Here is a 24,155-nt window from a genome sequence, read left to right as displayed (position 1 = left end):
TCGCAGGATCACGATGGCCGATATCGATTGCCTCGTCATCGGGGCCGGCGTCGTCGGCCTCGCAACGGCGCGCGCGCTTGCGCTCGCCGGACGCGAGGTCGTGATCGCCGAGGCCGCCGACGGCATTGGCACTCAGACCTCCGCGCGCAACAGCGAGGTCATCCATGCCGGGATCTACTACCCGCCCGGCTCGCTCAAGGCGCAGGTCTGCGTCGAGGGCCGTAAGCAGCTTTATCGCTATCTCGGCGAGCGCGGCCTGCCGCACAAAGCCTGCGGCAAGCTGATCGTCGCGACAGCTTCGGGCCAGCGCCCGGCACTGGAAACGATCGCGGCGCGCGCGAAAGCCTCGGGCGTGGACTCGCTGCGCTATCTCGACACCGCCGAAGCGCGGGCGCACGAGCCCGAGGTCGCCTGCGAGATCGCGCTGTTCTCGCCAGAGACCGGCGTGGTCGACAGCCACGCCTTCATGCTCTCTCTGCTTGGAGAGTGCGAAGCTGCAGGCGGCTCGCTGGCCCTGAATACGCCCATCACCGGCTGGCGCCGCGAGGGCGAGGCGTTCAGCGTCGATTTCGGCGGCGACGATCCCGCAACCTATTCGGTCCGCAGCATCGTCAATTCGGCCGGCCACGGCGCGCCCCGCCTTCTCGGCAGGCTCGACGGCTTTCCTGCCGCCTATGTGCCAAAGCAGTCTTTCGCCAAGGGCAACTACTTCGCACTGCTGGGGAAGCAGCCCTTCTCGCATCTGGTCTACCCGATCCCTGAAGCAGCCGGGCTCGGCATCCATGCCACGATCGACATGGCCGGGCGGGTCAAGTTCGGCCCGGATGTCGAATGGGTGGATGACGACCAGGATCTGGTCGTCGACCCGGCCCGGGCCGAGCGATTCTACGCGGCGATCCGAACCTACTGGCCCGGTCTGCAGGACGGGGCGCTGGTCGCGGATTATGCCGGTATCCGGCCGAAGCTGCACGGACCGACGGAGCCGATGCCTGATTTCCGCATCGACGGACCGGCCATCCATGGCGTACCCGGACTGGTCAACCTGCTCGGGATCGAGAGCCCCGGGCTGACGTCCTCGCTCGCGATCGCAGAGCTGGTGGTGGACAGRCTGCCGGCATGACGGAGGGCGTTTCACGCTATGTCGGCCGCATCATTGCAGTCGGCAGAACGCCTCTCGGAGACTTGGTTTCGGCATACCGCGTTTCGAGCAGATCGTTTCCGAACAGAGTTGCAGAGCGCTCTGGCAACGCGATCCGGATCGTGCCGCGTGCGAACAGCGCCGACGCGGCATCGGAGAGCCCCTACATCGCCTATGAAAGTCTACTCTGGACCGAGCGCTACGTCGTCGCGAGCAATGGCACCCAAACCCGACCCATTTTCGAGCGGTTGCGGGCGGGTCACACGGTAAGAGATGCGCTGATCGGGGTGCTTTCCGGCCTCGACCGGGAGTTCGATGCGCATGATACGCCACGCATCTGTTCGGTGCTCGATCTCGCCAATGACACGGCTTATCTCGGAAGCATCACGGCGGAAGCGCTGTCTGTGACGCCGGTGCATATAGCTCCGGGGCAGGCGACCTACATCACGACCTATGGATCGCCCCTGGCGGCAGCCGACAGGGTGGATCCGCACTTCACCGCAAGGACGGCCGAGGACGCCTGCCAGCATGTCGTGGGTGGATCAATCTTCGCCCACCTCGACAGCCCGGTCTGCTCTGCGGCGCTTCATGCCGGAAAGTCCGGGCTGGAGGCAGCCGTCTTCAACATCAGGGATGACGCTTAGCCGCGGATCGCCTTCACGGCTTCCCGCGCTTCCCTGGCAAGCTCAGTCACACGCGCCCAGTCGCGTTTCGCAACCGCATCCGCCGGCACGAGCCAGGATCCTCCGACGCAGATCACCTGCGGCAGGGCAAGGTAATCGGCGAGATTGGCGAGGCTGACACCGCCGGTCGGGCAGAACTTCAGCTGCGGGAAGGGTCCGGACAACGCCTTCAGCGCCGGCGTGCCGCCCGCCTGCTCTGCCGGGAAGAACTTGCAGGTGATCCGTCCGGCCGAGACCGCGCGCATGCAGTCGGACGCCGTCGCCACGCCAGGCAGCCAGGGCAGCCCCGCCGCGCGCATCGCCTCGTCCACCGCCTCGCTGAAGCCTGGGCTGACCACAGCCTGCGCGCCCACCCGCTTGACCTCTGCGACCTGCAAGGGCGTCACGACCGTACCGGCAACCGAAAGGATTTCCGGCACCTCGTGGGCGATCCTCTCGAGCGCGGCCAGTGCAGCAGGGCGGCGCAGCGTGACCTCGATCACGTCGATGCCACCCGCAAKCAGCGCCCGGGCCAGCGGGACCGCGACCTCGGCCTCGTCGATCACGACGACCGGGACAACGCCACAGGCCTTGAGGCGTGCAATTTCGGGTTCGCCTGACATTGGCTCGATCTCCTCGCTGAGCACCTTCGCTTAAGCCCTGGCCCAGTAAACGTCGAGCCCCTGCGGCCGTCGCAGCAGGATGCCGACCGGATAGGCCGCCGGAAGGGCCTGAGCCGTCGCCAGCGTCGTTTCCTTCTCCTTGCCGGCAATGAGCAGGGTTGCCCAACCTGCCTTCGCGATTCGCGCGGCCGAGAGTGAGATGCGAGGTGGCAGGCCGGGCGGACGGGCTGCGACTGCGTGGATTGCGTCGTCGCTGCGCGTAGCTGCAGCGTCGCCTGGAAAGAGCGAGGCGATGTGCCCATCGGCGCCCATGCCACTGACCAGGATGTCAATCGCAGGCAGGCGCGAGAGCACGGCATCGAGGCTACGCGCTGCCGCGGCGAGATCGTCGCCGGCATTGTGGAAGGACACGAAGCTGGCCCGTTCGTCACGCAAAGGGGAGAAGGCGTCCCGGATCATGCGCTCGTTCGAGGCGGCATCGTCCGGCGCGACGAAGCGCTCGTCGGTCGGCATCAGGGTAACCCTGTCCCAGGCGAGGTCGTGCGCGCCGAGTGCCGCAAGAAAACGTGCCGGCGTAGTACCGCCGGGGACCGCGAGCAACGCGCCCCCGCGGGCGGCTATGGCGGCACGCAGGCGCACTGCGACAGCTTCGGCCAGCGCTTCCGATGCGCCGGCCAACGTCTCGAAACGATGCCAGGAGAGCGGCCCCACCGCGCTCATTCCATCAGTTCCGGGTCGGCCCAGGATCGCCCTTCGCGCTCGATCAGACCGATCGCCTGAGACGGCCCCCAGGAGCCGGCGGCATAGCGATGCGGCTGCGGATAGTACTCCTGCCAGCCGGCAATGATCGGATCGATCCAGGCCCAGGCCTGCTCGACCTCGTCACGGCGCATGAACAGGGTCTGGTCGCCGCGGATCACATCGGTGAGCAGCCGCTCATAGGCGTCAGGTGAGCGCACGCCGAAGGCGGTGTCGTAGCGCAGATCGAGCTGGCGCGGGACGATCTTGAGCTTGCCGGAGCCTGGCACCTTCATCATCAGCTGCATCTGCACGCCATCATTGGGCTGCAGGCGGATGATCAGGCGATTGGCATCGAGCCGCCCACAATCGGCAGCGCTTCCGAAGATCGAGTGCGGCACCGGCTTGAAGGTGACGGCGATCTCGGAATAGCGCTGCGCCATGCGCTTTCCGGTGCGCAGATAGATCGGGACGCCGGCCCAGCGCCAGGTTTCGAGTTCGCAGCGGATCGCGACGAAGGTTTCGGTGTTGCTGGCATGGCCGAGTTCCTCGGCATAACCATGGACGCGAGCGCCACCGCTGACGCCCTGGCCATATTGCCCGCGCACGGTCGCCCGCAGCACATCGGGGCCGACGATCGGCTTGAGAGCCTTCAGAACCCTGACCTTCTCGTCGCGGACGGCATCGGCTTCCAGCAGGTTCGGCGGCTCGATCGCAAACAGGCAGAGCAGCTGCAGCACGTGGTTCTGCACCATGTCACGCAGGTGTCCGGCCTTGTCGTAATAGCCGGCGCGCGACTCGAGGCCGACCGTCTCGGCAACCGTGATCTGGACATTGTCGATGTCGCGACTCGACCAGGAGCGTTCGAACAGGGTGTTGGCGAAGCGCAGTACCAGAAGGTTCTGGACCGTCTCCTTGCCGAGATAATGATCGATCCGGTAGGTGCGGCTTTCCGGAAGGATCCTTGCCACGGCGTCGTTGATCTCGCGGGCGGAGGCGAGATCCCGCCCCAGGGGCTTTTCGAGAATGACGCGCGAGGTCGGCGTCAGGATGCCGGCACTGGCGAGGTTCTMGCAGATCGGGATGAAAAGATCGGGCGGCGTCGAGAGATAGAAGGAGCGCACACGCTCCGAATCGCCGAGCTCCTGCCGCAGGCCGGCATAGGTCTCCGGCTTCAGCGCATCGACCTGGACCACGGAGAGCCTGCGCAGGAATGTCTCGATCCTGGCGGCGGAAAGCCCCTCCTCGGTGAGCTTCCGGCTGATCTCGCCGGGCAGTCCGGCGACATCCTCGCTCTTGCGCACCATCGCCAGGATGCGGCTTTCCTCCGGCAGAACGCCTTCCTGATTGCGCTGGGCCAGCGCCGGAAAGAGTTTGCGCAGGGCCAGATCGCCGCTGGCACCGAAGATCACGAGATCGAAGGGCGGGACCGGAGTGCGCTCCGGCGCAGCTTCGAGCTTTACGACATGATCGGCGACGGCATCCATGGGCATACACACTCCGCAGCAGCGAATACGGGCCAAGCTAGCCGATCGCTGCGACGAGAGTTAGACGGTTTTGGCGCTCCACCCAAGCAGGCAGGACGCGCAACCGCCCTGCCGCTCAGGCGGTCTGGCGGCGGAAGCCTTCGCTCGCGATCAGCAATTGCTGGGCATAGGTCGTCTGCGGCGAGCGCGCCGCCAGCGTCTCGGCCGTCATCTCCTCGACGCCACGGCCGAACTGCATGACCAGCAGCCGCTCGCACATATGAGCAACGACCGCGAGATCGTGGCTGACCAGGATATAGGTCAGATTGCGCTCCTTGCGCAGCGCCTGGAGCAGGTTCAGCACCTCTGCCTGGATCGAGACGTCGAGCGCTGAAGTCGGCTCGTCGAGCAGCAGGATCTTCGGTTCGAGCACCAGTGCGCGCGCAATCGCCACGCGCTGGCGCTGGCCACCGGAGAGCTGGTGCGGGAAGCGGAAACGGAACGAATTCGGCAGCCCGACATCCTTCATGGCGCGTTCGATGCGCGCCTCGGCATCGTCGATGCCGTGAATGGCCAGTGGCTCGGCCAGCGTATCGTCGACCGTCTTCTTCGGGTGGAGGCTGCCATAAGGGTCCTGGAAGACCATCTGCACGGCGCGATAGAAGGCCTTGTCGCGAACCTTGGGCTGCTTGCTGCCCAGGATCGTGACGTCACCACTCCATTCGCGGTTCAGGCCGGCGAGGACACGCAGCACGGTCGACTTGCCCGAGCCGGATTCACCGACGATGCCGTAGCTCTCGCCGGATGCAACCGAGAAGGAGAGGTCCTTCACGACATGGGAATCGCCGAAGGAGACGTTCAGCTTCTCGACAATGATGGCGGGGTTCATGTTCATGCCAGCCATGCCGGGTCACGTTTCAGGGTGGCGAGCTTGTCCTTGCGATGATCGAGATCCGGCAGGCAGTCGAGCAGGCCGAGCGTATAGGGATGGCGATGGGCGCGTGCGCTCTCGTCGGCAAGTTCGGCGGCCGGCAGCGTCTCCATCGCCTTGCCGCCGTACATGACGATGACGCGGTCGCAGAAGGACTGCACGAGATGCAGGTCGTGGCTGATGAAGATCAGCCCCATGCCGCGGCTGGTGACGAGGTCGTCGAGGATCTTCAGCACCTGCAACTGCACGGTGACGTCGAGGGCCGACGTGGGCTCGTCGGCGATCAGGATGTCGGGTTCGGCGATCAGCATCATSGCGATCATCACGCGCTGCCCCATGCCGCCCGAGACTTCGTGCGGGTAGAGATCGTAGACGCGTGCCGGCTCGCGGATCTGGACCGCTTCCAGCATGGTGAGGCTGCGTTCCCTGGCCTCACGCGAACTCGCCTTGTGATGGACGCGATAGGCTTCGGCGATCTGCTCGCCCACGGTCTTCACCGGATTGAGCGAGAATTTCGGGTCCTGCATCACCATCGAGATATGGCGGCCGCGCAGCTTGCGGCGCGCGCCCTTGTCCATCGTCAGCAGGTTCTGCCCGCGATAGACGAGCTTGTCGGCCTGAACCTCGCCGGGATGGGGGATGAGGTCGAGAATGGCGCGGCCGGTCATCGACTTGCCGGAGCCGGACTCGCCSACAATGCCGAGCCGTTCGCGGCCGAGCGTGAAGGAAAGCCCGCGCACGGCGCGGACAATGCCGGTCGCGGTGTGGAAATTGACCCGCAGATTGTCGAGTTCGAGCAGCGGCTGTTCGATCGGGCTATCTGGTGCGCGCATCATCTCACCTCGCATCCATGACGTCGCGCAGGCCATCGCCCAGCAGATTGAAGCCGAGCGCGACAACGCAGATGGCTAGGCCGGGGAAGGTCGCGACCCACCACTGGTCGAAGATCTGCTCGCGGCCGGCTGAGATCATCGCGCCCCATTCCGGGATCGGCGGCTGCGCGCCAAGGCCGAGGAAGCCGAGCCCGGCAGCGGTCAGGATGATGCCGGCCATGTCGAGCGTGGACCGCACGATCAGGGATGGCAGGCACATCGGCACGACATGCCTGAGTACGATCCGCCATTGCGACGCCCCCTGCAGCCGGACCGCGGAGATGTAGTCCTGGTTGCGGATGATCAGTGTCTCGGCGCGGGCGACGCGCGCATAAGGCGGCCAGGCCGTGAACGCGATCGCGATGACCGCATTTTCAAGTCCGGGGCCGAGTGCCGCAACGAAAGCGAGCGCGAGCACCAGGCGCGGGAAAGCCAGGAAGACGTCGGTGATGCGCATCAGGACGCGATCGACCCAGCCGCCGAGATAACCTGCAGCAGCGCCGATCAGGAGGCCGATCGGCCCCACGGTGATGACGACGAGCAGCACGATGACAAGCGTGACGCGCGAGCCGTAGACGACCCGGCTGAAGATATCCCGGCCGAGTGAATCCGTGCCGAACCAGTTCGTTGCCGACGGCGGCAGCAGGCGCTTGTCGAGGGCCTGCGCCAGCGGATCATAGGGCGCGAGCAGCGGCGCGAAGGCTGCAGCAAGTAGCAGCAGCAGGACGATGGTCAGCCCGATGACGGCTGCGGGGTTGCGCCGGAACGCGAGCCATTGCCGGTAATACTGGCCAAGCCGTGCCTGACGGCGCGACGCGGGGGAATCGGTGATGAGCCAGGCGGCCCAGCCGGACGAAGTCTGTTCGGTCATGGCCATGTCCTCAGCGCGCCCGCGGATCGGCCAGGCGGCCAATGATGTCGGAGAACAGATTGACACCGATGAAGACCGCGCCAACCACCAGCGTGCCGCCGAGCACGGCGTTCATGTCGGCATTGAGAAGGGAATTGGTGATGTAACGACCGAGGCCGGGCCAGGCGAAGATGGTCTCGGTCAGCACCGAACCTTCGAGCAGGTGCATGTAGGAGAGTGCGATCACCGTCACGAGCGGCACGACGGCGTTGCGCAGGGCATGGCCCCAGATGACCTGCCACTCCGACACGCCCTTGACCCGGGCGGCGATGACATATTGCTGCTGCAGCTCGTTGATCATGAAGCTGCGCGTCATGCGGCTGATATAGGCGACGCTCAGCAGGCCCAGGACGGAGGCCGGCAGGATCAGATGGGAGAAAGCGTCCCAGAACGCATCCCACTCACCTTGCATGGCGGCATCGAGCATGATCACGCCGGTGATCGGCGTCACGAAATCCTGATACGCCACCGAAATACGCCCGGGTCCGCTGACCCATCCGAGCTTGGCGTAGAACAGCAGAAGACCCATGAGGCCAAGCCAGAAGACCGGGATCGAATAGCCGATCAAGCCGATGACGCGGGCGATCTGGTCGGGCCAGCGGCCCTGGTGGACGGCAGCGACGATGCCAAGCGGCACGCCGAGCATGATGCCGATCAGCGTGCCCAGCGTCGCCAGCTCGAGCGTCGCCGGGAAGACGGTCTTGATGTCGTCGACCACGGTGTTCGAGGTCAGTACGGAGCGCCCGAGATCGCCGGTGAAGACCTTGCCGATATAAATACCGAATTGCTGCCAGAGCGGCTTGTCGAGGCCGAGGTCCAGCCGCGCCTTGTCGTAGACATCGGCGGGAGCGCGATCACCGACCACGGCGAGCACCGGGTCGATCGGCATCACGCGCGCGATCAGGAAGGTGACGAGCAGAAGCCCGAACATCGTGATGGCGACCGTGCTGAACTCTCGCCCGGCAATCTTGCCCCAGCGACCCGATTTGCCCGCCCATGTCTCGCGCGATGACGCCATGCAACCAACCACTGTACAAAAGCCCGAAGAAGGGCGCTTCCGGAAGCCACGGCGCGCGGGAATGCAATCCCCTCGCCCGTGGCGCTCAACAGAAAAGAATAGAAATAAGCCCGCCGCAGCCATTTAGCCGCGGCGGGTTCCGTCAGAAGACGTGTCTCAGTTCTTGGAGATCGGCCAGTAGAAGTTGGTGTCGGAGCTCGGTCCGATCACCCAACCCTTGACGTTCTTGCGCTCGGCCGTGACCTCGACCTGCTGGTACATGATCACGAAGGGCGAAACCTTCTGGTGCTCGCGCTGCAGGACTTCATAGGTCGCCTTGCGCTTGGCCGCATCGGTCTCGAGCACGGCGGCCTGGGCGACCTTCGTCATGTCCGGGATATCCCAGGCATTGCGCCAGGCCAGCGTCTTCGACTTCGCATCTTCGCCATTGTTCTCGTTGATGGCGAAGGTCTCGGCATTGGTATGCGGATCGAGATAATCCGGACCCCACTGGCCGATATAGATGTCGTGGGTGCGGGCGCGATACTTGGTCAGCGTCTGCTTGCCGTCGCCCGGGATCAGCTCGAGCTTGATGCCGGCCTGGCCCCAGCTCGACTGGATCGCCTGCGCGATATCGGTGATCGGAGCGACCGAGCGAACGTCCATGGTGACGGTGAAGCCATTCGGCAGACCGGCCTTGGCGAGCAACTCCTTGGCCTTGGCGGGATCGAACTTGTAAGGCTTCTCGTCAATGGCTCCCAGGAAGCCCTTCGGCAGGAAGGATTCGTGGTGCTTGTAGGTGCCCTCGACGATGTTGCGCTCGATCGACTGGTAGTCGACCAGCCATTTCAGCGCTTCGCGGACCTCAGGCTTGTTCAGGTTGGCGTTCTTCTGGTTCAGGCCGAGATAGAGAATATAGCCCTTGTCGCCCTGGACGATCTGGATGTCGGACTTCTCCTTCACAGCGGCGAGCTGGTCCTTGGAGAGGTTGCGGGCCATGTCGATGTCGCCCTTCTCGAGCAGCAAACGCTGCGAGGCCGGCTCGGCGACATGGCGTACGATCACGCGCTTGTTCTTCGGCGCACCCTTGTACCAGGTCTCGTTGGCATCGAGCGCATACTGCTCGTTGGGACGATAGGCGCGGACCTTGTAGGCACCGGAACCGGCCGAGTTCAGCTTGAGCCAGGCATTGCCGAAATCGCCGTCCTTCTCGTTCGCCTTGACCAGCTTGGAATCGACGATCGAAGCCACGCCGGAGGTCAGGCAGTTCAGGAAGAAGGTCGGGGCGAAGGGCTTGGAAACGGTGACGACGACGGTGTTGTCATCGGTGGCCTTCACCTTCTCGAGGACATTCTCCTTGGTGAGGCCGAATTGGGTGAGGATGAAGCCCGGCGACTTGTTAAGCGTGACAGCGCGCTGGAAGGAATAGACCACGTCAGCTGCGGTCAGCGCGTTGCCCGAATGGAACTTGACGCCCGGGCGGAGCTTGAACGTGTAGGTGAGATTGTCCTCGCTGACGGTCCATTTCTCGGCAAGCTCGCCGACGAGGTCGTTGTTCTTGGCGAGATCGACGCCGATCAGCTTGTCATAGACATTGGCGCCGACTTCGACGCCGGAGAATTCGAAGGCTTCGGCCGGATCGAGCGTAATGATGTCGTCGATCTGCTTGGCCATGACCACCGTATCCTTCGGCGTCTGGGCCATGGCTGTCGTCGCCATCAACGCCGTAAAGGCGGAGGCAACCATCAATTTCGCAACGTGACGCATGGACTATCCCCATTGGTTCATAGGGCGGCCGTTTCGCCGCCGCTTGGGCGCTATCTGTGGCCAGAACGAGCCCGATGTCCAGCGGCTCGGAAATTGCACAGCGCACTGTTCACAAGCCTGCACTCTTCTTGCGCAACGAATTGATAGACCGACGCATTCTTGCGCAGCGACAGCTTTGCGAGCAATCGAAGCTGGGGCTATCCTCAGGGAGAGCCGTGCCGCGGGCACGCCCGACCGAGCAGGTGTCGCCCTTGGCCATCATCGCCGCGCTGAACCACGTCACCCATTACCGCTACGATCGCCCTGTCGTGCTCGGCCCGCAGATCATCCGGCTGAGGCCCGCTCCGCATTGCCGCGCAGCGGTCAACAGCTACGCGCTCAAGGTCTCGCCAGCGCAGCACTTCGTGAACTGGCAGCAGGATCCGAGCGGCAACTGGCTCGCCCGCTATGTCTTTCCCGAACCGGTGAGCGAATTCCGCATCGAAGTCGATCTCGTCACCGAGCTTTCGATCATCAATCCCTTCGACTTCTTCGTCGAGACCAACGCGGAGGTCTTCCCCTTCGTCTATCCCGAGGAACTCCAGGCGGAACTTGCTCCCTATCTCGTCACCGAACCGGCCGGGCCGCTGCTGATCGACCTCCTCGCCAGGGTTCCGCGCGAGCCGGTCAACACCGTGAACTTCGTCGTTGATCTCAATGCCCGCCTGCAAGGCATGATCGCCTATGGCATCCGCATGGAGCCCGGTGTGCAGGAGCCCGAGCACACGCTCCAGATCAAGTCGGGTTCGTGCCGCGATACGAGCTGGCTTCTCGTCCAGATCCTGCGCCAGCTCGGGCTCGCCGCCCGCTTCGTCTCCGGTTACCTGATCCAGATGAAGGCGGATATCGATCCGCTCGAGGGGCCGCGCGGGACCGACAAGGATTTTACCGATCTCCACGCCTGGGCCGAGGTCTATATTCCCGGCGCGGGCTGGATCGGGCTCGATCCGACATCGGGGCTGCTGACCGGCGAAGGCCATCTGCCCCTCGCGGCGACACCGCATTTTCGCTCGGCCGCGCCGGTGAGCGGCGTTGCCAGCTATGCCGAGACGACCTTCGACTTCGCGATGAGCGTCGAGCGCGTGCATGAAGTGCCGCGCATCACCCTGCCCTTTTCCGACCAGTCGTGGCACCGCCTCGATGCGTTGGGAGAGAGGGTCGATGGCGATCTCGCAGCGCAGGATGTGCGCCTGACGATGGGCGGCGAGCCGACCTTCGTCGCGACCGATGATCAGGAGGGCGCGGAGTGGAACACCGCCGCGGTCGGCCCGACCAAGCGCCGGCGCGCAGACGAACTGATCCGCCGGCTGCGCAGCCGCTTCGCGCCGGGCGGCATGCTGCATTACGGCCAGGGCAAATGGTATCCGGGCGAAAGCCTGCCGCGCTGGGCCTTCGCGCTCTATTGGCGCGAGGACGGCGAGCCGATCTGGCGCAATGCCGCATTGATCGCGCGCGAGCCCGGCGCCGTAACCGGCGGCGACCGTGAACTGGAAGCGGCAACCTCGACCCGCGATGCCGAGACGCTCGCATCGGGCCTTGCGGAGAAACTGGGCGTCGGTGCCGACCATGTCCTGCCCGCCTATGAGGATACCGGCCACTGGCYGCTCAAGGAGGCGCAGCTTCCAGACAATGTCGACCCGCTCGACCCGCGCCTCGCCGATCCGGAGGAACGCGCCCGCATGGCCCGTGTCTTCCAGCTCGGCCTCGGCAATCCGCGCGGCTATGTCATCCCGGTGCAGCGCTGGCAGAGCCAGGCAGGCGACCGGCGCTGGCGCTCCGAGAAATGGACGCTGAGACGCGGCAAGCTCTTCCTGGTCCCGGGCGATTCACCGGTCGGCTATCGTCTGCCGCTCGGCTCGCTGCCAGCCGTGCCGGAGGAGGAATACCCGCATATCCACCCGCAGGATCCGATGGAGGCGCGCGGCCCCCTGCCCTCGCCCGGCAGCGCGCCTGCGGCGCGCGCGGCGGAGCCCGCGCCCACGGTGCACCGGCATGCCCAATTCTCGATCCCGGGCGAGGCCCCCGCAGGCGCCGCGGCCCAGGATCGCGTCGAGCAGGAGATCGGGCGCGAGCATGTGCGCACCGCGCTGAGTCTCGAAGTCAGGGACAATGTGCTCTGCGTGTTCCTGCCCCCCGTCGAGCGCCTGGAGGACTATCTCGACCTGATCGCCAGCGTCGAGGCCGTGGCCGAGCAGACCGGGATCGCCGTCCATATCGAGGGTTATGCTCCGCCCTCCGACCCGCGCCTCAATGTCATCAAGGTGACGCCCGACCCCGGCGTGATCGAGGTCAATATTCATCCTGCAAAGAGCTGGCGCGATGCGGTCGAGATCACGCGTGGCGTCTATGAGGAGGCGCGTCAGGCCAGGCTCTGCGCCGAGAAATTCATGGTGGACGGCCGCCATACCGGAACGGGCGGTGGCAACCATGTCGTGCTCGGCGGTGTCACGCCGTCCGACAGCCCCTTCCTGCGCCGCCCCCATCTGCTGAAGAGCATCATCCTCTACTGGCAGCGACACCCCTCCCTCTCCTTCCTGTTCTCCGGCCTGTTCATCGGGCCGACCAGCCAGGCGCCACGCATCGACGAAGCCCGGCACGACCAGCTCTACGAGCTCGAAATCGCCCTTGCGGCGGTGCCGAAGCCGGGTGAGAAGCCGATTCCGCTCTGGCTCGTCGACCGGCTGTTCCGCAACCTGCTGGTCGATGTTTCCGGAAACACCCACCGCACCGAGATCTGCATCGACAAGCTCTATTCGCCGGACGGGCCGACAGGCCGGCTGGGCCTGATCGAGTTCCGCTCCTTCGAGATGCCGCCGGATGCGCGCATGTCACTGGCGCAACAGCTTCTGGTGCGCGCGCTGATCGCCTGGTTCTGGCGCGAGCCGCAGCAGGGCAAGCTGGTGCGCTGGGGCACGAGCCTGCATGACCGCTTCATGCTGCCGGAGATGATCTGGCAGGATTTCCGCGAGGTGCTCGCCGATCTCGCACATGCCGGCTATCCGTTCGACCCGGTCTGGTTCGAAGCACAGCAGGAGTTCCGCTTCCCGTTCTACGGCAAGGTCAACCATGGCGGTGTCGAGCTCGAGCTGCGCCAGGCCCTCGAACCCTGGCACGTCATGGGCGAGCAGGGAGCGATCGGCGGCACCGTGCGCTATGTCGATTCCTCGGTGGAGCGGCTGCAGGTCAAGGCAAGCGGGCTCGTTCCCGGTCGCCACGTCATCACCTGCAACGGACGGCGCCTGCCGATGACCCCGGTCGCGGGCTCCAGCGAGGCGATCGCAGGCCTGCGCTTCAAGGCCTGGCAGCCGGCCTCAGGGCTGCACCCGACAATTCCCGTGCATGCGCCGCTGACCTTCGACATCGTCGATAGCTGGGTCGGCCGGTCGCTCGGCGGCTGCGTCTACCATGTCGCCCATCCCGGTGGGCGCAATTATGAGACACCGCCGGTGAATTCCTACGAGGCCGAGGCACGCCGCCTCGCCCGTTTCGAATCCATCGGTCATAGTCCCGGCGCGCTGGTGATTCCGGTGGAAGAGCGCAGCCCGGAATTTCCGATGACCCTCGATCTGCGCCGTCCAGCAGGACTCTAACCAAGGCCATGGCTTTGCAGGGCCGATCGCCGTCGACACGTCTCCGAGCGGAGCGGCGCAATGCGCTGCTGGCCGATTATCGCCCCTTGCCCGGAGCCTATGACGAGTTCATGGCGCCCGATGGCAGTGTACGTCCGCATTGGGAACCGTTTCTCGCCGAGTGGAGCGGGCTCTCCCAGGATGAACTCGGCCATCGCTTCGGGCTCGCGGATCGCCATGTCCGCGACACCGGCGTGTCCTATCGCGTGCATGGCGATCTCGATGCGAGCGACCCGCTGGCCGGGGAGCGCTCCTGGCCGCTGAACCATGTCCCGCTCATCATCCCCGGCGCGGAATGGCAGACCATCGCTGCCGGCGTGGCGCAGCGTGCGACGCTGCTCTCCTCCCTGCTTGGCGACATCTATGGACCCGGCGAGATGATCGCCAAGGGCCTGCTGCCCGCGGCGGTCGTAACCGGCAGCCCGGACTATCTGCGCCCGCTGCAGGGCACGGCCAATGGCGGCACGCTCCAGCTCTATGCCGCCGATCTCGGACGCGGGCCGGATGGCCGCTGGTGGGTGCTCGGCGACCGTACGCAGGCCCCGTCCGGAGCGGGCTATGCGCTGGAGAACCGGCTGGCCCTGGGCCGCGCCTTTCCGGACCTGTTCCGGACCATGAATGTCGAGCGATTGGCCTCGTTCTTCCAGGGTTTCCGGGCCGGTCTCGCGGCAAGCTCGCGCCGGGTCGAGCCGCGGATCTGCCTGCTGACACCGGGCGCGCTCAACGAAAGCTATTTCGAGCACGCCTATCTCGCACGCTATCTCGGCTTCCTGCTGGTCGAAGGCGGCGACCTCCTGATGCGCGACGGACGCGTCCATGTCCGCACCATCGCGGGCTTGAAGCGTGCCGACGTGATCTGGCGGCGGATCGACGGCGATTTCTCCGACCCGCTCGAGCTCAACTCAGCCTCCGCGCTCGGCGTCGCCGGTCTCGTCCAGGCGGTGCGGCAAGGCAATGTCCAGATCGCCAATGGGCTCGGCTCGGGCGTCGTCGAAGCGCGAGCCCTCATGGGCTTCCTCCCGGCCCTCGCCGAACATATCCTCGGCGACGAACTGATCCTGCCGCATATCGCGACCTGGTGGTGCGGGCAGCAGCGCGCGCGATCCGAGGTGATCGACCGGCTCGATGAGATGAGCATCTCGTCGGCCTTCCGCGCCTCGATCGATGGCCTCAATGGCAACACGATCCTGCCCGGCGAGTTTTCGCCTGAAGCGCGCTCGGCGTTGCAGGCGCGGATCGAGGCACGCGGGCTCGACTATGTCGGGCAGGAGATCGTGCGCCTCTCGACCATGCCGGTCTTCCAGGGCGGCCGGCTGCAGCCGCACCCGATGACGCTGCGCGTCTTCGCGGCTGCGACGCCCGACGGCTGGAAGGTGATGCCGGGTGGCTTCTGCCGCATCTCCGAGGATGTCGACGCACGCGCCGTCACGCTTGGCAATGGCGTGCGCTCCAGCGATGTCTGGATCACGTCCGACACGCCCGTCGAGCAGGTGACGCTGCTGCCAAGCGCCGACCGCATCAGCATCCGCCGCATCATCGGCACCATGCCGAGCCGCGCGGCCGACAACCTGTTCTGGCTCGGACGCTATCTCGAGCGGACCGAGGCGACCTTGCGGCTGGTGCGCGCATTGCTCGGCCGACTGATCGACGCCGACGATGCCACGCCCGAGCGGGCGGAGACGCTGCGCCGCCTCGCCAACCTGCTGATCGCCTGGGGCGCCGCCCCGACGGGCAAGGAGCATTCCACCGCCTCCCAGGCCTCTGACGCGCTGCACAGCCTTGACCAATATGGCTCCGCCCTTTCCTCCGTCCGCGAAGCGCGGCGTACGGCGTCGGTCATTCGCGAACGCCTGTCGATCGACGCCTGGCGCCTCTTCGGCGACCTGCAGCGGCAGCTGACGCTCAACGGCGACAAGCCCAGCGAGGGCGATGCCTATGAAACGGCGGACACCGCCCTGAAGACGCTCGCCGCCTTCTCGGGCCTGAGCCAGGAGAACATGGTGCGGGGTGCGGGCTGGCGCTTCCTCGATATCGGGCGGCGGCTGGAGCGTGGCATCGCGACCTGCCGCTTTGCCCGCCATTTTGCCGACTCGTCCGCGCCGGGCGATTGCCTCGACGCTCTTCTCGACCTGACCGATTCGCAGATCACGTACCGCTCCCGCTATCTGCTCGGCCCCGCGCTCGCGCCCGTGCTCGATCTCGTGATGCTCGATCCTTATAATCCGCGCTCGGTCGCCTTCCAGATCGATCGCCTCGATGTCGAGATCGCCGCGCTGCCGACGCTGAGCGAAGACGGCATGCTGGAAGCGCCGCGCCGGCTCGCGCTCAAGCTCGCTGCCGAATGCCGCACCGCCGAGGCAAGCCGCCTCGACCGCACCAGCATCCTGCTGTTCGAGCAGTTGCTGATGGGGTTGGCCGGCTCCGTGGCGGACCGCTACTTCCTGCAGAACAGCGAACCCGAAGGCTCGCGGATGACAGGCATCGCGTGATCTACGACGTCCGTCATGTCACGACCTATGCCTATAGTCGGCCTGTGCCCTTTGCACGCTGCATCCTGCGGCTGCTGCCGCGTGACGGCGTTGGCCAGAGCGTGCGCAAGAGCAGCCTGAGCGTGACGCCGCGCACCAGCGAGCGCAATGACGGGATCTGCTTCTTCGGCAACCACATGACGACCTTGACCATCACCAAGCCGCATCGCGAGCTGAAGCTCGACATGCGGGCGCGGGTCGAGGTGAACCGGCCGGCGGCGCCCTTTCCCGGGTTGACGCGCGGCTGGGAAGAGGTCGGTGCACTGGCGCTGGCGTCCAACAGCCTCGCGCCGAATTCCCCGGCGCATCAGCTTTTTCCCAGTCGGCTGGTGCCGCCGGTCGCCGAGGTGGTCGACTATGCGCGCTCCAGCTTTGCGCCGCAGCGCCCCGTGCTGGAAGCAGCGAGCGAGTTGATGCGCCGCATCCGCACGGATTTCGTCTATGATCCCGAGGCAACCGAAGTCTCGACCCCGCTGGCGGAAGCCTTCCGCCAGCGCCACGGCGTCTGCCAGGATTTCGCGCATATCATGATCGCCGGCCTGCGGGGGCTCGGCCTGCCGACAGCCTATGTCAGCGGCTATATCCGCACTATTCCGCCGCCAGGCGAGAAGCGCCTCGAAGGGGCCGATGCCAGCCATGCCTGGGTGCATCTCTGGTGCGGTCCGGAGACGGGCTGGATCGGCCTCGACCCGACGAACGACCTCGTCGTCGCCGACGATCATATCGTCACCGCGATCGGCCGCGACTATGCCGACGTCTCTCCGCTCGATGGCGTGATCGTCGGCCCCGGCACGCAAAAGGTCGGCGTCGCCGTCGATGTCATTCCGGTACAAGACGCCTGACCATGCTGCCGCTGCGTGGACTGCTCTTCGACAAGGACGGCACTCTGCTCGACTATGGTGCKAGCTGGCCGCCGATCAACCGCGAGGCCGGACTGCTGGCGGCCGACGGCGACGCGATGCTGGCCGCCGACCTGCTGCGGCGCGCTGGCGCCGATCCGGAGACCGGCCGGGCGGTGGCCGACAGCCTGCTTGCGGCCGGGAATACCGAGGAGCTGGCGCAAGCCTGGCATGAAGCGGGAAGCCCGCTCGGCATTGCCCCTCTGGTCGAGCGTCTTGATGCTCTCTTTCAGGCTGCGGTCGTGCGGATGGTTCCGGTCTGCGAGCTATCCGCGCTGTTCGAGCGCCTGCGCGCCCGCGACCTCGCGCTCGGGATCGCTTCCAGCGACAGCGCCGCAGCGGTCTCGGCCACAGCCACGCATTTCGGCATCGCGCCGCATCTCTCCTTCGTCGCGGGCTACGATTCCGGCCACGGCGCCAAACCGGGCCCCGGTATGGTGCAGGCCTTTTGCGCCGCCTGCGGGCTTGCGCCTGGCGAAGTTGCCGTGATCGGCGACAACGCCCATGACATGGAAATGGGCCGAGCGGCCGCTGCCGGCCTGCGTATCGGCGTGCTGACGGGAACTGGAACGCGCACGACGCTGGAGCCGATCAGCGATCTATGCCTCGGCAGCATCGCGGAACTGGAGATCGCGCTTTTCCCGTGATCGTTGCTATGGCAACTTAATTGCGGCTCGCCGGCTGAGTGCGAGGGTTGCAGGGAACGCTCGTGCGCACGCAGGTCGCCATCATCGGCTCGGGCCCGGCCGGGCTTCTGCTCGGCCAGTTGCTGCACAAAGCCGGCATCGACACCATCATCATCGAGCGCAAGAGCCGCGACTATGTGCTTTCACGCATTCGTGCCGGCGTGCTCGAGCAAGGCATGGTGCGGTTGCTCGAGGAGGTCGGCGCCGCGGGCCGGCTGCATGCCGAGGGCCTCAGGCATAATGGCTTCGACCTGCTCTTCGGTGGGGCGCGCCACCATGTCGACCTCGCCCGACTGACCGGCGGCCAGCACGTCACCATCTATGGCCAGACCGAAGCCACGCGCGACCTGATGGACCTGCGCGAGGCGTCCGGTGCCGCGACYGTCTTCGAGGCTGAGAACGTCGCCCTGCATGATTTCGACCGCGACAAGCCCTCCGTCACCTTCGTCAGGGATAGTCAGGCGCATCGCCTCGATTGCGAGTTCATTGCCGGTTGCGACGGATATCACKGCATTTCGCGGGCCAGCATTCCTGAGGCTGCGCTCCAGAGCTTCGAGCGGGTCTATCCCTTCGGCTGGCTCGGCATCCTCGCCGAGGTAGCACCCGTCTCGCATGAGCTGATCTATGCCGGTGATGAGCGCGGCTTCGCGCTCTGCTCGATGCGCTCGCCCCACCGCAGTCGCTACTACGTGCAGTGCTCGCTCGACGACGATGTCGGGAACTGGTCGGATCAGCGCTTCTGGGACGAATTGCGCCGGCGCCTTGATCCGGCAACCGCCGAGGCGCTCGTCACCGGCCCGTCGTTCGAGAAATCGATCGCGCCGCTGCGCTCCTTCGTCGCCGAGCCGATGCGGTTCGGGCGCCTCTTCCTGGCCGGCGATGCCGCCCATATCGTGCCGCCGACCGGCGCCAAGGGGCTCAATCTCGCGGCCAGCGACGTGCATTACCTGTCGCAGGCGCTKATCGAGCGTTTCACGGAGCGCTCATCGGCCGGGATCGACGACTATTCGGCCAGGGCCCTGGCGCGTGTCTGGAAAGCCGAACGATTCTCCTGGTGGATGACCTCGCTGCTGCACCATTTCCCGGAGAACGGCGCCTTCGCACGGCGGATGCAGCGGGCGGAGCTCGATTATCTCGTCTCGTCGGACCACGCCATGGCGGCACTGGCCGAGAACTATGTCGGCCTGCCCTATTGAAGCTCAGGCGGCTGCTTCGACCGGCGGCACATTCCGCAGATTGGCTTCGCCCCAGGCCTTGAGCGCCAGGATGATCGGCTCAAGGCTCCGACCACGCGCGGAGAGGCTGTATTCCACCGAGGCCGTGTGCAAACGCGCTATTGGGATGCCTGAGGTGTGCGCCGCGTCGTCTGCGGGTGAAGTTGGACGAGAGTCGCGGCGACCCGTTCAGGTCCGCATCGCCAGAATGAGCGGCCCAGCGCCAAGGATGGCGATCACTCTCTTCAGATTGTAGGCCAGGACGTGGAGGCTCATCTCCGTACTGACGTTTTTGAGGGACTTGGTCTTGAAGTGGGTCGCTCCCATCCAGGCCTTTAAGGTTCCGAAGGGGTGTTCGACGGTGGCTCGGCGGATGCGCATGCTCTTGGGCGCGCGATCCAGCCGTTCCTGCATGGCCTCGATCACCGCCTCATGCTCCCAGCGGGTGACCCGTCGCTCGACGCTCGGTGTGCACTGGGGCTTTAAGCGGCAGCTCTGACAGCTGGCGCGGTCCCAGTAGCGATGCAGGGTCAGGCCCTTCTCCACCGTCGTCATATGGCGGGGCAGCAGCGCCCCCGATGGGCAGCGGTAGACGTCCTGCTCGGGCAGGTAGGCGAAGTCCTGCTTGCCGAACCGGCCGTCGGCCTTGGCGCCGGAAGTCAGGGGCTTGGGCATGAGGGGCGTCACGCCGATAGCCTCGCAGGCCAGGATCTCCTCGCCGGCGAAGTAGCCGCGATCGGCCAGCACGTCGAGCGTTTCGACGCCCATTTCGGCCTTGGCTTGGCCGGCCATTCCCGAGAGTTGACCGCGGTCGTGGCCGGTGTTGGTGACCTCGTGCGCGACGATCAGGTGGTGAGTGATGTCCACCGCCGTCTGCACGTTGTAGCCGACCATCCCCGTGCCCTTGCCGTTGGTGGCCATCGCCCGCGCATCCGGATCGGTCAGAGATATCTGCTGGTCCGGCGCGGCATGCACCTCAGACTCCAGGGCCTTGAAGGCTTTCATCTGCTCCTTGAGGGCGGCGATCTTGTCTTTCAACCGCACCGTCTTGGCCTGGGCCAGTTCGCCATCATGTCGATCGGCCGTCTCCAGCGCCGACATGTAACGCTCGATGCTGGCCTCCACCTGCTCCATCCGACGCTGGATCGAGGCGCGCGTAAAGTTCTTGTCGCGCGTGTTCACCGCCTTGAACTTGCTGCCGTCGATGGCCACGATCGCGTGGGTGAAGAGATCCAGCCGGCGACACAAAGTGATGAACTGCCGGCAAGCCGCCCGGATCGCCGAGCCGTTGTCCTTCCTGAAGTCGGCGATGGTCTTGAAGTCCGGCGCCAGCCGTCCCGTCAGCCACATCAGCTCGATGTTGCGCTGCGCCTCGCGCTCCAACCGACGGCTCGATTGCACCTGGTTGATGTAGCCGTAGACGTAGATCTTTAGCAGCACGCCCGGATGGTAGCTCGGACGGCCCGTCGCCTCGGGAACCACGCCTTCAAAACCCAGTTGGCCCAGGTCCAATTCATCAACGAAGACGTCGATCACCCGAACCGGATTGTTCTCCGACACGTAGTCGTCAAGATACTCGGGAAGCAGGACACCCTGCCGACGGTCTTCACTCTCAACGAAGCGCTTCATCTAAGCTCCCGGAGCATCACCTCCAGGAATCCTAGCCGACTCGGCTCTTTTCACACAGCCTCCACCCATTTCGGCATGACCGGCGTCCGCTCTCGGGCAGAAGCGCCATGCACAAAAGCGCCCCCCTGGCTGTCGAAATCTTGCCGTGGCGGACTGAATGAGCGATTGAAGGCTCGCGCATCGGGACGCCCCCCACAGCGCGCCTGCATTCGAAAAGCATCGCTAGGTAGCTATGGCCTCGGCTGAAACCACGTCCATCTCTGTCGCAAAATTCGACGCCGACCGCGCCGCTGAGTACCTCGTCCAGAGCCGCATTGCGCTGGCAGGTTACGAAGCGTGCCATGAGCTTTCGGCCTGCATGCTGGCGGCGACGCTCGGTCCGGGCAGCGCAGCTCGCGTGCTCGCCGTTGGGGCTGGCGGCGGCGGACAGGAGATTGTCAGCGCCGCATCTCTTGAACCGGACTGGAGATTTGTCGCCGTCGATCCGTCCGCGCAGATGATGGATGTTACGGCGGGGCGGTTGCAGGAGCTCGGGTTCCTCGAGCGGACGGAGATCGCGATCGGCTATGTCGAAGAGCTTCCCGCCGGGCGCGATTTCGACGCCGCGACCTTAATCGGCGTGCTGCATCATCTCCCGGGAAAAAAGGCCAAGGGCGACATTCTTGACGCCATTGCGTCACGGCTGAAACCCGGCGCTCCTCTCATTCTTGCCGGCAATCGCTTTGCCTACGCCGCCGAACCTCTGCTGCTGGCGGCCTGGGCAGAGCGCTGGCGCATGCACGGTGCCAGGCCCGACGAAGTCGAGGCGAAGCGCGCCAAGATTTTGCAGGGCGCGGATCCGCCCGCCTCGGAGAACGAGGTCGCTGCTTTGCTGGAGGCCGCCGGGTTCKGGCCGCCAACATGGTACTTTTCCAGCCTGTTCTGGGGCGCCTGCCTGGCTCCGTATCGCGGCTGACTGCGAGGCCGGGCGAAGTCAGCGCCAGAGCGGGATGGCATCCCGCCCTGGCTTAGTTCATCGGACCGGATATCGTATCCGATCCGATGATCTAACCATCTGTGATTGCATCGGCTTTGCCCCGAAAACCGCAATCCACTTTTCGGGCCGATGCTTTAGCTCCCGGCGCCGACGCAGGTCGCGGCATTCTGCGGCGTGCAGACATCGAGGCCGGTATAGGTGGGATCCTTCGGGGCGGGCTTGCCGTCCTTCATCTCCTTCAGGAAGAACATGGTCTTGTAGCCCATCTCGAAGGGGCGCTGACCGACTTGGCCCTTGGACAGGCCCGCCTTCAGGAGATCCATCTGGACGGGCAGCGTATCTGCGACGACCAGCGCAAGCGAGCCGTCATCGATGYGGGCCTTATACTTCTCGGCGACCTTGCGATACGCCTGCGGGATGAATTGCGGGAAGCCGCCGGTCGGCACGAAGGCATCAAGCTTGGGGTTCTTGCCGAGCGTATCCTCCATTTGCTGCACCGATAGCGGGAAGTCGTCATTGGTGTAGAGCGGGCAACCCGCGGCCTCGGTCCAGCCATGCTGACCGGTGAGCTTTGCCCCAGGCGCGGAGGCCGATTTCGCGCCGGCAAGCGTATCGCGAATCCCTTGCATGCGCTCGTTATGGTTTGCAGCGGCCGCGCCACCCGACTGGATGCAGATCGTGCCACCCTTCGGCTTGATCTGCTGGACGAGCTTCGCGAGATTGACGCCGATGTCGTAGTTATAGGTGCCGACATAGGCGGTGCGCAGGCCCTTGTCCTTCGCAAGCAGGTCGGAATCCCAGGTCAGAACCGGAATTCCCGCCTTTTTGGCGCCCTCGAGCGCCTTGCCCATCGCGGCGGCATTCGACGGCGAGACGGCGATGCCATCGACCTTCTTGGCAATGAGATCGTTGATGACCTGGACCTGTTCATCGCCGCCGCCATGTTCGCCAGGCCCGATATAAAGGCACTCGATCGCGCCGTTGAGTTCCTTCTCGGCCTTCTTGCAGCCGTCGCGGGCCTGATCGAAGAAGGGATTGTTCATGTTCTTGGGAACCAGGGCGAAGACGTATTTCTTGCCCTGAGACTGGGCTTCTCCTCCAACGGCGAGCAGTGCGAGCGCGGCGACACCTAAAGTCAGCGTTTTCATGAGCCTCTCCTCCTGGTGGTTATTGTCGTCCGGTCTTCCTCATGCCGAACCCTTGCCGCGGATCCGCTGCAGCAGAACCGCCAATACGATGAACAGGCCGACGAAGGCGCCCTGCCAGTTGGAATCGACGCCGGCCATGAGCAGGGAATTGCGGATCACCTCGATGAGGGCGGCCCCGATCACGGCGCCGTAGGCTCCGCCCTGGCCACCCATCAGATCGGCGCCGCCGATCACGGTCGAAGCGATCACCCGCAATTCATAGCCCTGTCCGAGCGCATTGATGGCGGAGCCTTGCCAGCCGACGATGAGAACGGCGCTCAGCGCGGCTGTCAGGCCTGAGACGATATAGGCCTGCAGCTTGATCCGCCGGACCGGCACGCCAGTCAGGCGGGCGGCGTTCTCGTTGCTGCCGATGGCATAGAGATAATTGCCCCAGCCGGTGAAGTTGAGGATGATGCTGAAGATGATGGCCAGCGCGAGCAGCACCCAGACCGGGTTGGCAAGGCCGAAGATCGCCCCGCCACCGATGGMGTTGAAGGTGTCTCCCCAAGGGCCGAATTCGTAGATCATCTTGTTTTCGGACAGGACGATGGCAAGCGAGCGGGCGCCCGACAGCATCCCGAGCGTGACGACGAAGGCCGGCAGGCCGACATAGGAGATCAGCACGCCATTCACGACCCCGACAGCCGCGCCGGTGAGAAGGCCGGCGAGGATCGCGAGCAGCCAATGCCCCTCGGCCTGGAGGACGAGCCCGCTGACGACGCCGGCGAGCCCCATGATGGAGCCAACCGACAAATCGATGCCGCCGGTGAGGATGACGGCGGTCATGCCGATGGCCATGATGCCGATGAAGGCGAAGTTCCGCGTGATGTTGAAGAAGTTGTCGGCCGAGGCAAAGGCGTCTGGTTGATCCCATGTCATCACGAGGACCATGGCGATCAGCGCGATCGTCACCCAGAACGGCTGGCTCGCGAGCAGCTTCTGCAGGAGGCTTCGCTCCCTGAGGCCCGTGACGTCCTCGATGGCGACACTGCTCGGGATCGGGCGGATCGTGGCGCTCGACATAGGGGGCTCCTCGCGCAGCATCAGGCGGCCTGGATGGCGCCGGTGATCAGTCCGGTCACCTCTTCAGGAGAACTCGATGCAATCGCCTTGTCCGCGACCTTGCGTCCTCGCCTCATCACGACCACCCGGTCACAGACCGCGAACACGTCCGGCATGCGGTGACTGATCAGAACGACGGCGATCCCGCGATCCTTGAGCCGGTGGATCAGATCCAGCACCTCGGCGACCTGGCGAACGC

General features: G+C 65.4%; 20 protein-coding genes and 1 pseudogene. 8 read left to right on the top strand and 13 right to left on the bottom strand.

Annotated elements, in window-relative coordinates; all coding sequences use genetic code 11:
* The first annotated feature begins 13 nt into the window (after positions 1–13).
* Entirely contained in the window at positions 14–1,120 is a 1,107-nt protein-coding gene (locus AC1DJT_RS09210; RefSeq protein ID WP_441493531.1) for an NAD(P)/FAD-dependent oxidoreductase, read from the top strand.
* Positions 1,117–1,782 carry an IMP cyclohydrolase gene (locus AC1DJT_RS09205; RefSeq protein ID WP_441506097.1) on the top strand — a complete coding sequence of 222 codons (666 nt, stop codon included), beginning with the start codon at positions 1,117–1,119 and terminating at the stop codon, positions 1,780–1,782. The genes AC1DJT_RS09210 and AC1DJT_RS09205 overlap by 4 nt, the downstream gene beginning before the upstream one ends.
* Here AC1DJT_RS09205 and eda read toward each other — a convergent pair.
* The 8 genes from eda to AC1DJT_RS09165 all read right to left on the bottom strand — a co-directional run bounded on the left by eda (position 1,779) and on the right by AC1DJT_RS09165 (position 10,104).
* Positions 1,779–2,423 (bottom strand): bifunctional 4-hydroxy-2-oxoglutarate aldolase/2-dehydro-3-deoxy-phosphogluconate aldolase, encoded by a 645-nt coding sequence (gene eda / locus AC1DJT_RS09200; protein WP_476833937.1) that lies wholly within the window; start codon positions 2,421–2,423, stop codon positions 1,779–1,781. The genes AC1DJT_RS09205 and eda overlap by 4 nt on opposite strands.
* 30 nt (positions 2,424–2,453) lie before the next feature.
* Positions 2,454–3,143 (bottom strand): 6-phosphogluconolactonase, encoded by a 690-nt coding sequence (gene pgl / locus AC1DJT_RS09195; protein ID WP_441493528.1) that lies wholly within the window; start codon positions 3,141–3,143, stop codon positions 2,454–2,456.
* Positions 3,140–4,648 carry a glucose-6-phosphate dehydrogenase gene (zwf, locus tag AC1DJT_RS09190; RefSeq protein ID WP_476833936.1) on the bottom strand — a complete coding sequence of 503 codons (1,509 nt, stop codon included), beginning with the start codon at positions 4,646–4,648 and terminating at the stop codon, positions 3,140–3,142. Before zwf ends, pgl begins: the two co-directional genes overlap by 4 nt.
* A 115-nt stretch (positions 4,649–4,763) precedes the next feature.
* Positions 4,764–5,516 carry an ABC transporter ATP-binding protein gene (locus AC1DJT_RS09185; RefSeq protein WP_441493555.1) on the bottom strand — a complete coding sequence of 251 codons (753 nt, stop codon included), beginning with the start codon at positions 5,514–5,516 and terminating at the stop codon, positions 4,764–4,766.
* Between the two features lie 2 nt (positions 5,517–5,518).
* Complete coding sequence (locus AC1DJT_RS09180) at positions 5,519–6,394, bottom strand: ABC transporter ATP-binding protein (protein WP_441493526.1); 876 nt, start codon at positions 6,392–6,394, stop codon at positions 5,519–5,521.
* A 1-nt stretch (position 6,395) separates the two neighbouring features.
* Entirely contained in the window at positions 6,396–7,301 is a 906-nt protein-coding gene (nikC, locus tag AC1DJT_RS09175; RefSeq protein WP_441493525.1) for a nickel transporter permease, read from the bottom strand.
* A 10-nt stretch (positions 7,302–7,311) separates the two neighbouring features.
* A complete protein-coding gene (locus AC1DJT_RS09170; RefSeq protein ID WP_441493524.1) occupies positions 7,312–8,358 on the bottom strand; it encodes an ABC transporter permease in 1,047 nt (348 codons plus the stop codon).
* Between the two features lie 156 nt (positions 8,359–8,514).
* Positions 8,515–10,104: an ABC transporter substrate-binding protein gene (locus AC1DJT_RS09165; protein WP_441506096.1), complete on the bottom strand. Its 1,590-nt coding sequence runs from the start codon at positions 10,102–10,104 to the stop codon at positions 8,515–8,517.
* Positions 10,105–10,355: 251 nt separating this feature from the next.
* Between AC1DJT_RS09165 and AC1DJT_RS09160 the strand changes: the two genes are divergently transcribed.
* The 5 genes from AC1DJT_RS09160 (at position 10,356) to pobA (ending at position 19,081) form a co-directional block, all read left to right on the top strand.
* On the top strand, positions 10,356–13,733 hold the full coding sequence (locus tag AC1DJT_RS09160) for a transglutaminase family protein (protein WP_476833935.1): 3,378 nt from the start codon (positions 10,356–10,358) through the stop codon (positions 13,731–13,733).
* An 8-nt stretch (positions 13,734–13,741) separates the two neighbouring features.
* Positions 13,742–16,261, top strand: a complete 2,520-nt coding sequence (locus tag AC1DJT_RS09155; RefSeq protein ID WP_441506095.1) for a circularly permuted type 2 ATP-grasp protein — start codon at positions 13,742–13,744, stop codon at positions 16,259–16,261.
* The gene (locus tag AC1DJT_RS09150; RefSeq protein ID WP_441506094.1) at positions 16,258–17,142 is read left to right on the top strand and encodes a transglutaminase family protein; all 885 of its coding nucleotides are present in this window, start codon (positions 16,258–16,260) and stop codon (positions 17,140–17,142) included. Before AC1DJT_RS09155 ends, AC1DJT_RS09150 begins: the two co-directional genes overlap by 4 nt.
* A gap of 2 nt (positions 17,143–17,144) precedes the next feature.
* A complete protein-coding gene (locus AC1DJT_RS09145; RefSeq protein ID WP_441493520.1) occupies positions 17,145–17,846 on the top strand; it encodes an HAD family hydrolase in 702 nt (233 codons plus the stop codon).
* A 62-nt stretch (positions 17,847–17,908) separates the two neighbouring features.
* Entirely contained in the window at positions 17,909–19,081 is a 1,173-nt protein-coding gene (gene pobA / locus AC1DJT_RS09140; RefSeq protein WP_476833934.1) for a 4-hydroxybenzoate 3-monooxygenase, read from the top strand.
* A gap of 3 nt (positions 19,082–19,084) precedes the next feature.
* Here pobA and AC1DJT_RS09135 read toward each other — a convergent pair whose 3' ends face one another.
* Together AC1DJT_RS09135 and AC1DJT_RS09130 are read right to left on the bottom strand one after the other, a co-directional pair.
* Positions 19,085–19,198 carry a winged helix-turn-helix transcriptional regulator gene (locus AC1DJT_RS09135; RefSeq protein WP_476770968.1) on the bottom strand — a complete coding sequence of 38 codons (114 nt, stop codon included), beginning with the start codon at positions 19,196–19,198 and terminating at the stop codon, positions 19,085–19,087.
* A gap of 90 nt (positions 19,199–19,288) precedes the next feature.
* The gene (locus AC1DJT_RS09130) at positions 19,289–20,728 is read right to left on the bottom strand and encodes an IS1182 family transposase (RefSeq protein WP_476771128.1); all 1,440 of its coding nucleotides are present in this window, start codon (positions 20,726–20,728) and stop codon (positions 19,289–19,291) included.
* A gap of 232 nt (positions 20,729–20,960) precedes the next feature.
* Here AC1DJT_RS09130 and AC1DJT_RS09125 point away from each other — a divergent pair, with 232 nt between their 5' ends.
* Positions 20,961–21,683, top strand: coding sequence for a class I SAM-dependent methyltransferase (locus AC1DJT_RS09125; protein ID WP_476833933.1), 723 nt, complete (start codon positions 20,961–20,963; stop codon positions 21,681–21,683).
* 155 nt (positions 21,684–21,838) lie between these two features.
* Here AC1DJT_RS09125 and AC1DJT_RS09120 read toward each other — a convergent pair whose 3' ends face one another.
* The 3 genes and pseudogenes from AC1DJT_RS09120 to AC1DJT_RS09110 form a co-directional block, all read right to left on the bottom strand.
* On the bottom strand, positions 21,839–22,852 hold the full coding sequence (locus tag AC1DJT_RS09120) for a sugar-binding protein (protein WP_476833932.1): 1,014 nt from the start codon (positions 22,850–22,852) through the stop codon (positions 21,839–21,841).
* Between the two features lie 39 nt (positions 22,853–22,891).
* Positions 22,892–23,917, bottom strand: coding sequence for an ABC transporter permease (locus tag AC1DJT_RS09115; RefSeq protein WP_476833931.1), 1,026 nt, complete (start codon positions 23,915–23,917; stop codon positions 22,892–22,894).
* A gap of 20 nt (positions 23,918–23,937) precedes the next feature.
* Positions 23,938–24,155, bottom strand: a pseudogene (locus tag AC1DJT_RS09110) (ATP-binding cassette domain-containing protein); the annotation flags it as partial.

It is taken from the genome of Allobosea sp. 05T422_2 (assembly GCF_056396265.1).
This window is presented reverse-complemented; position numbering and strand designations above follow the sequence as displayed.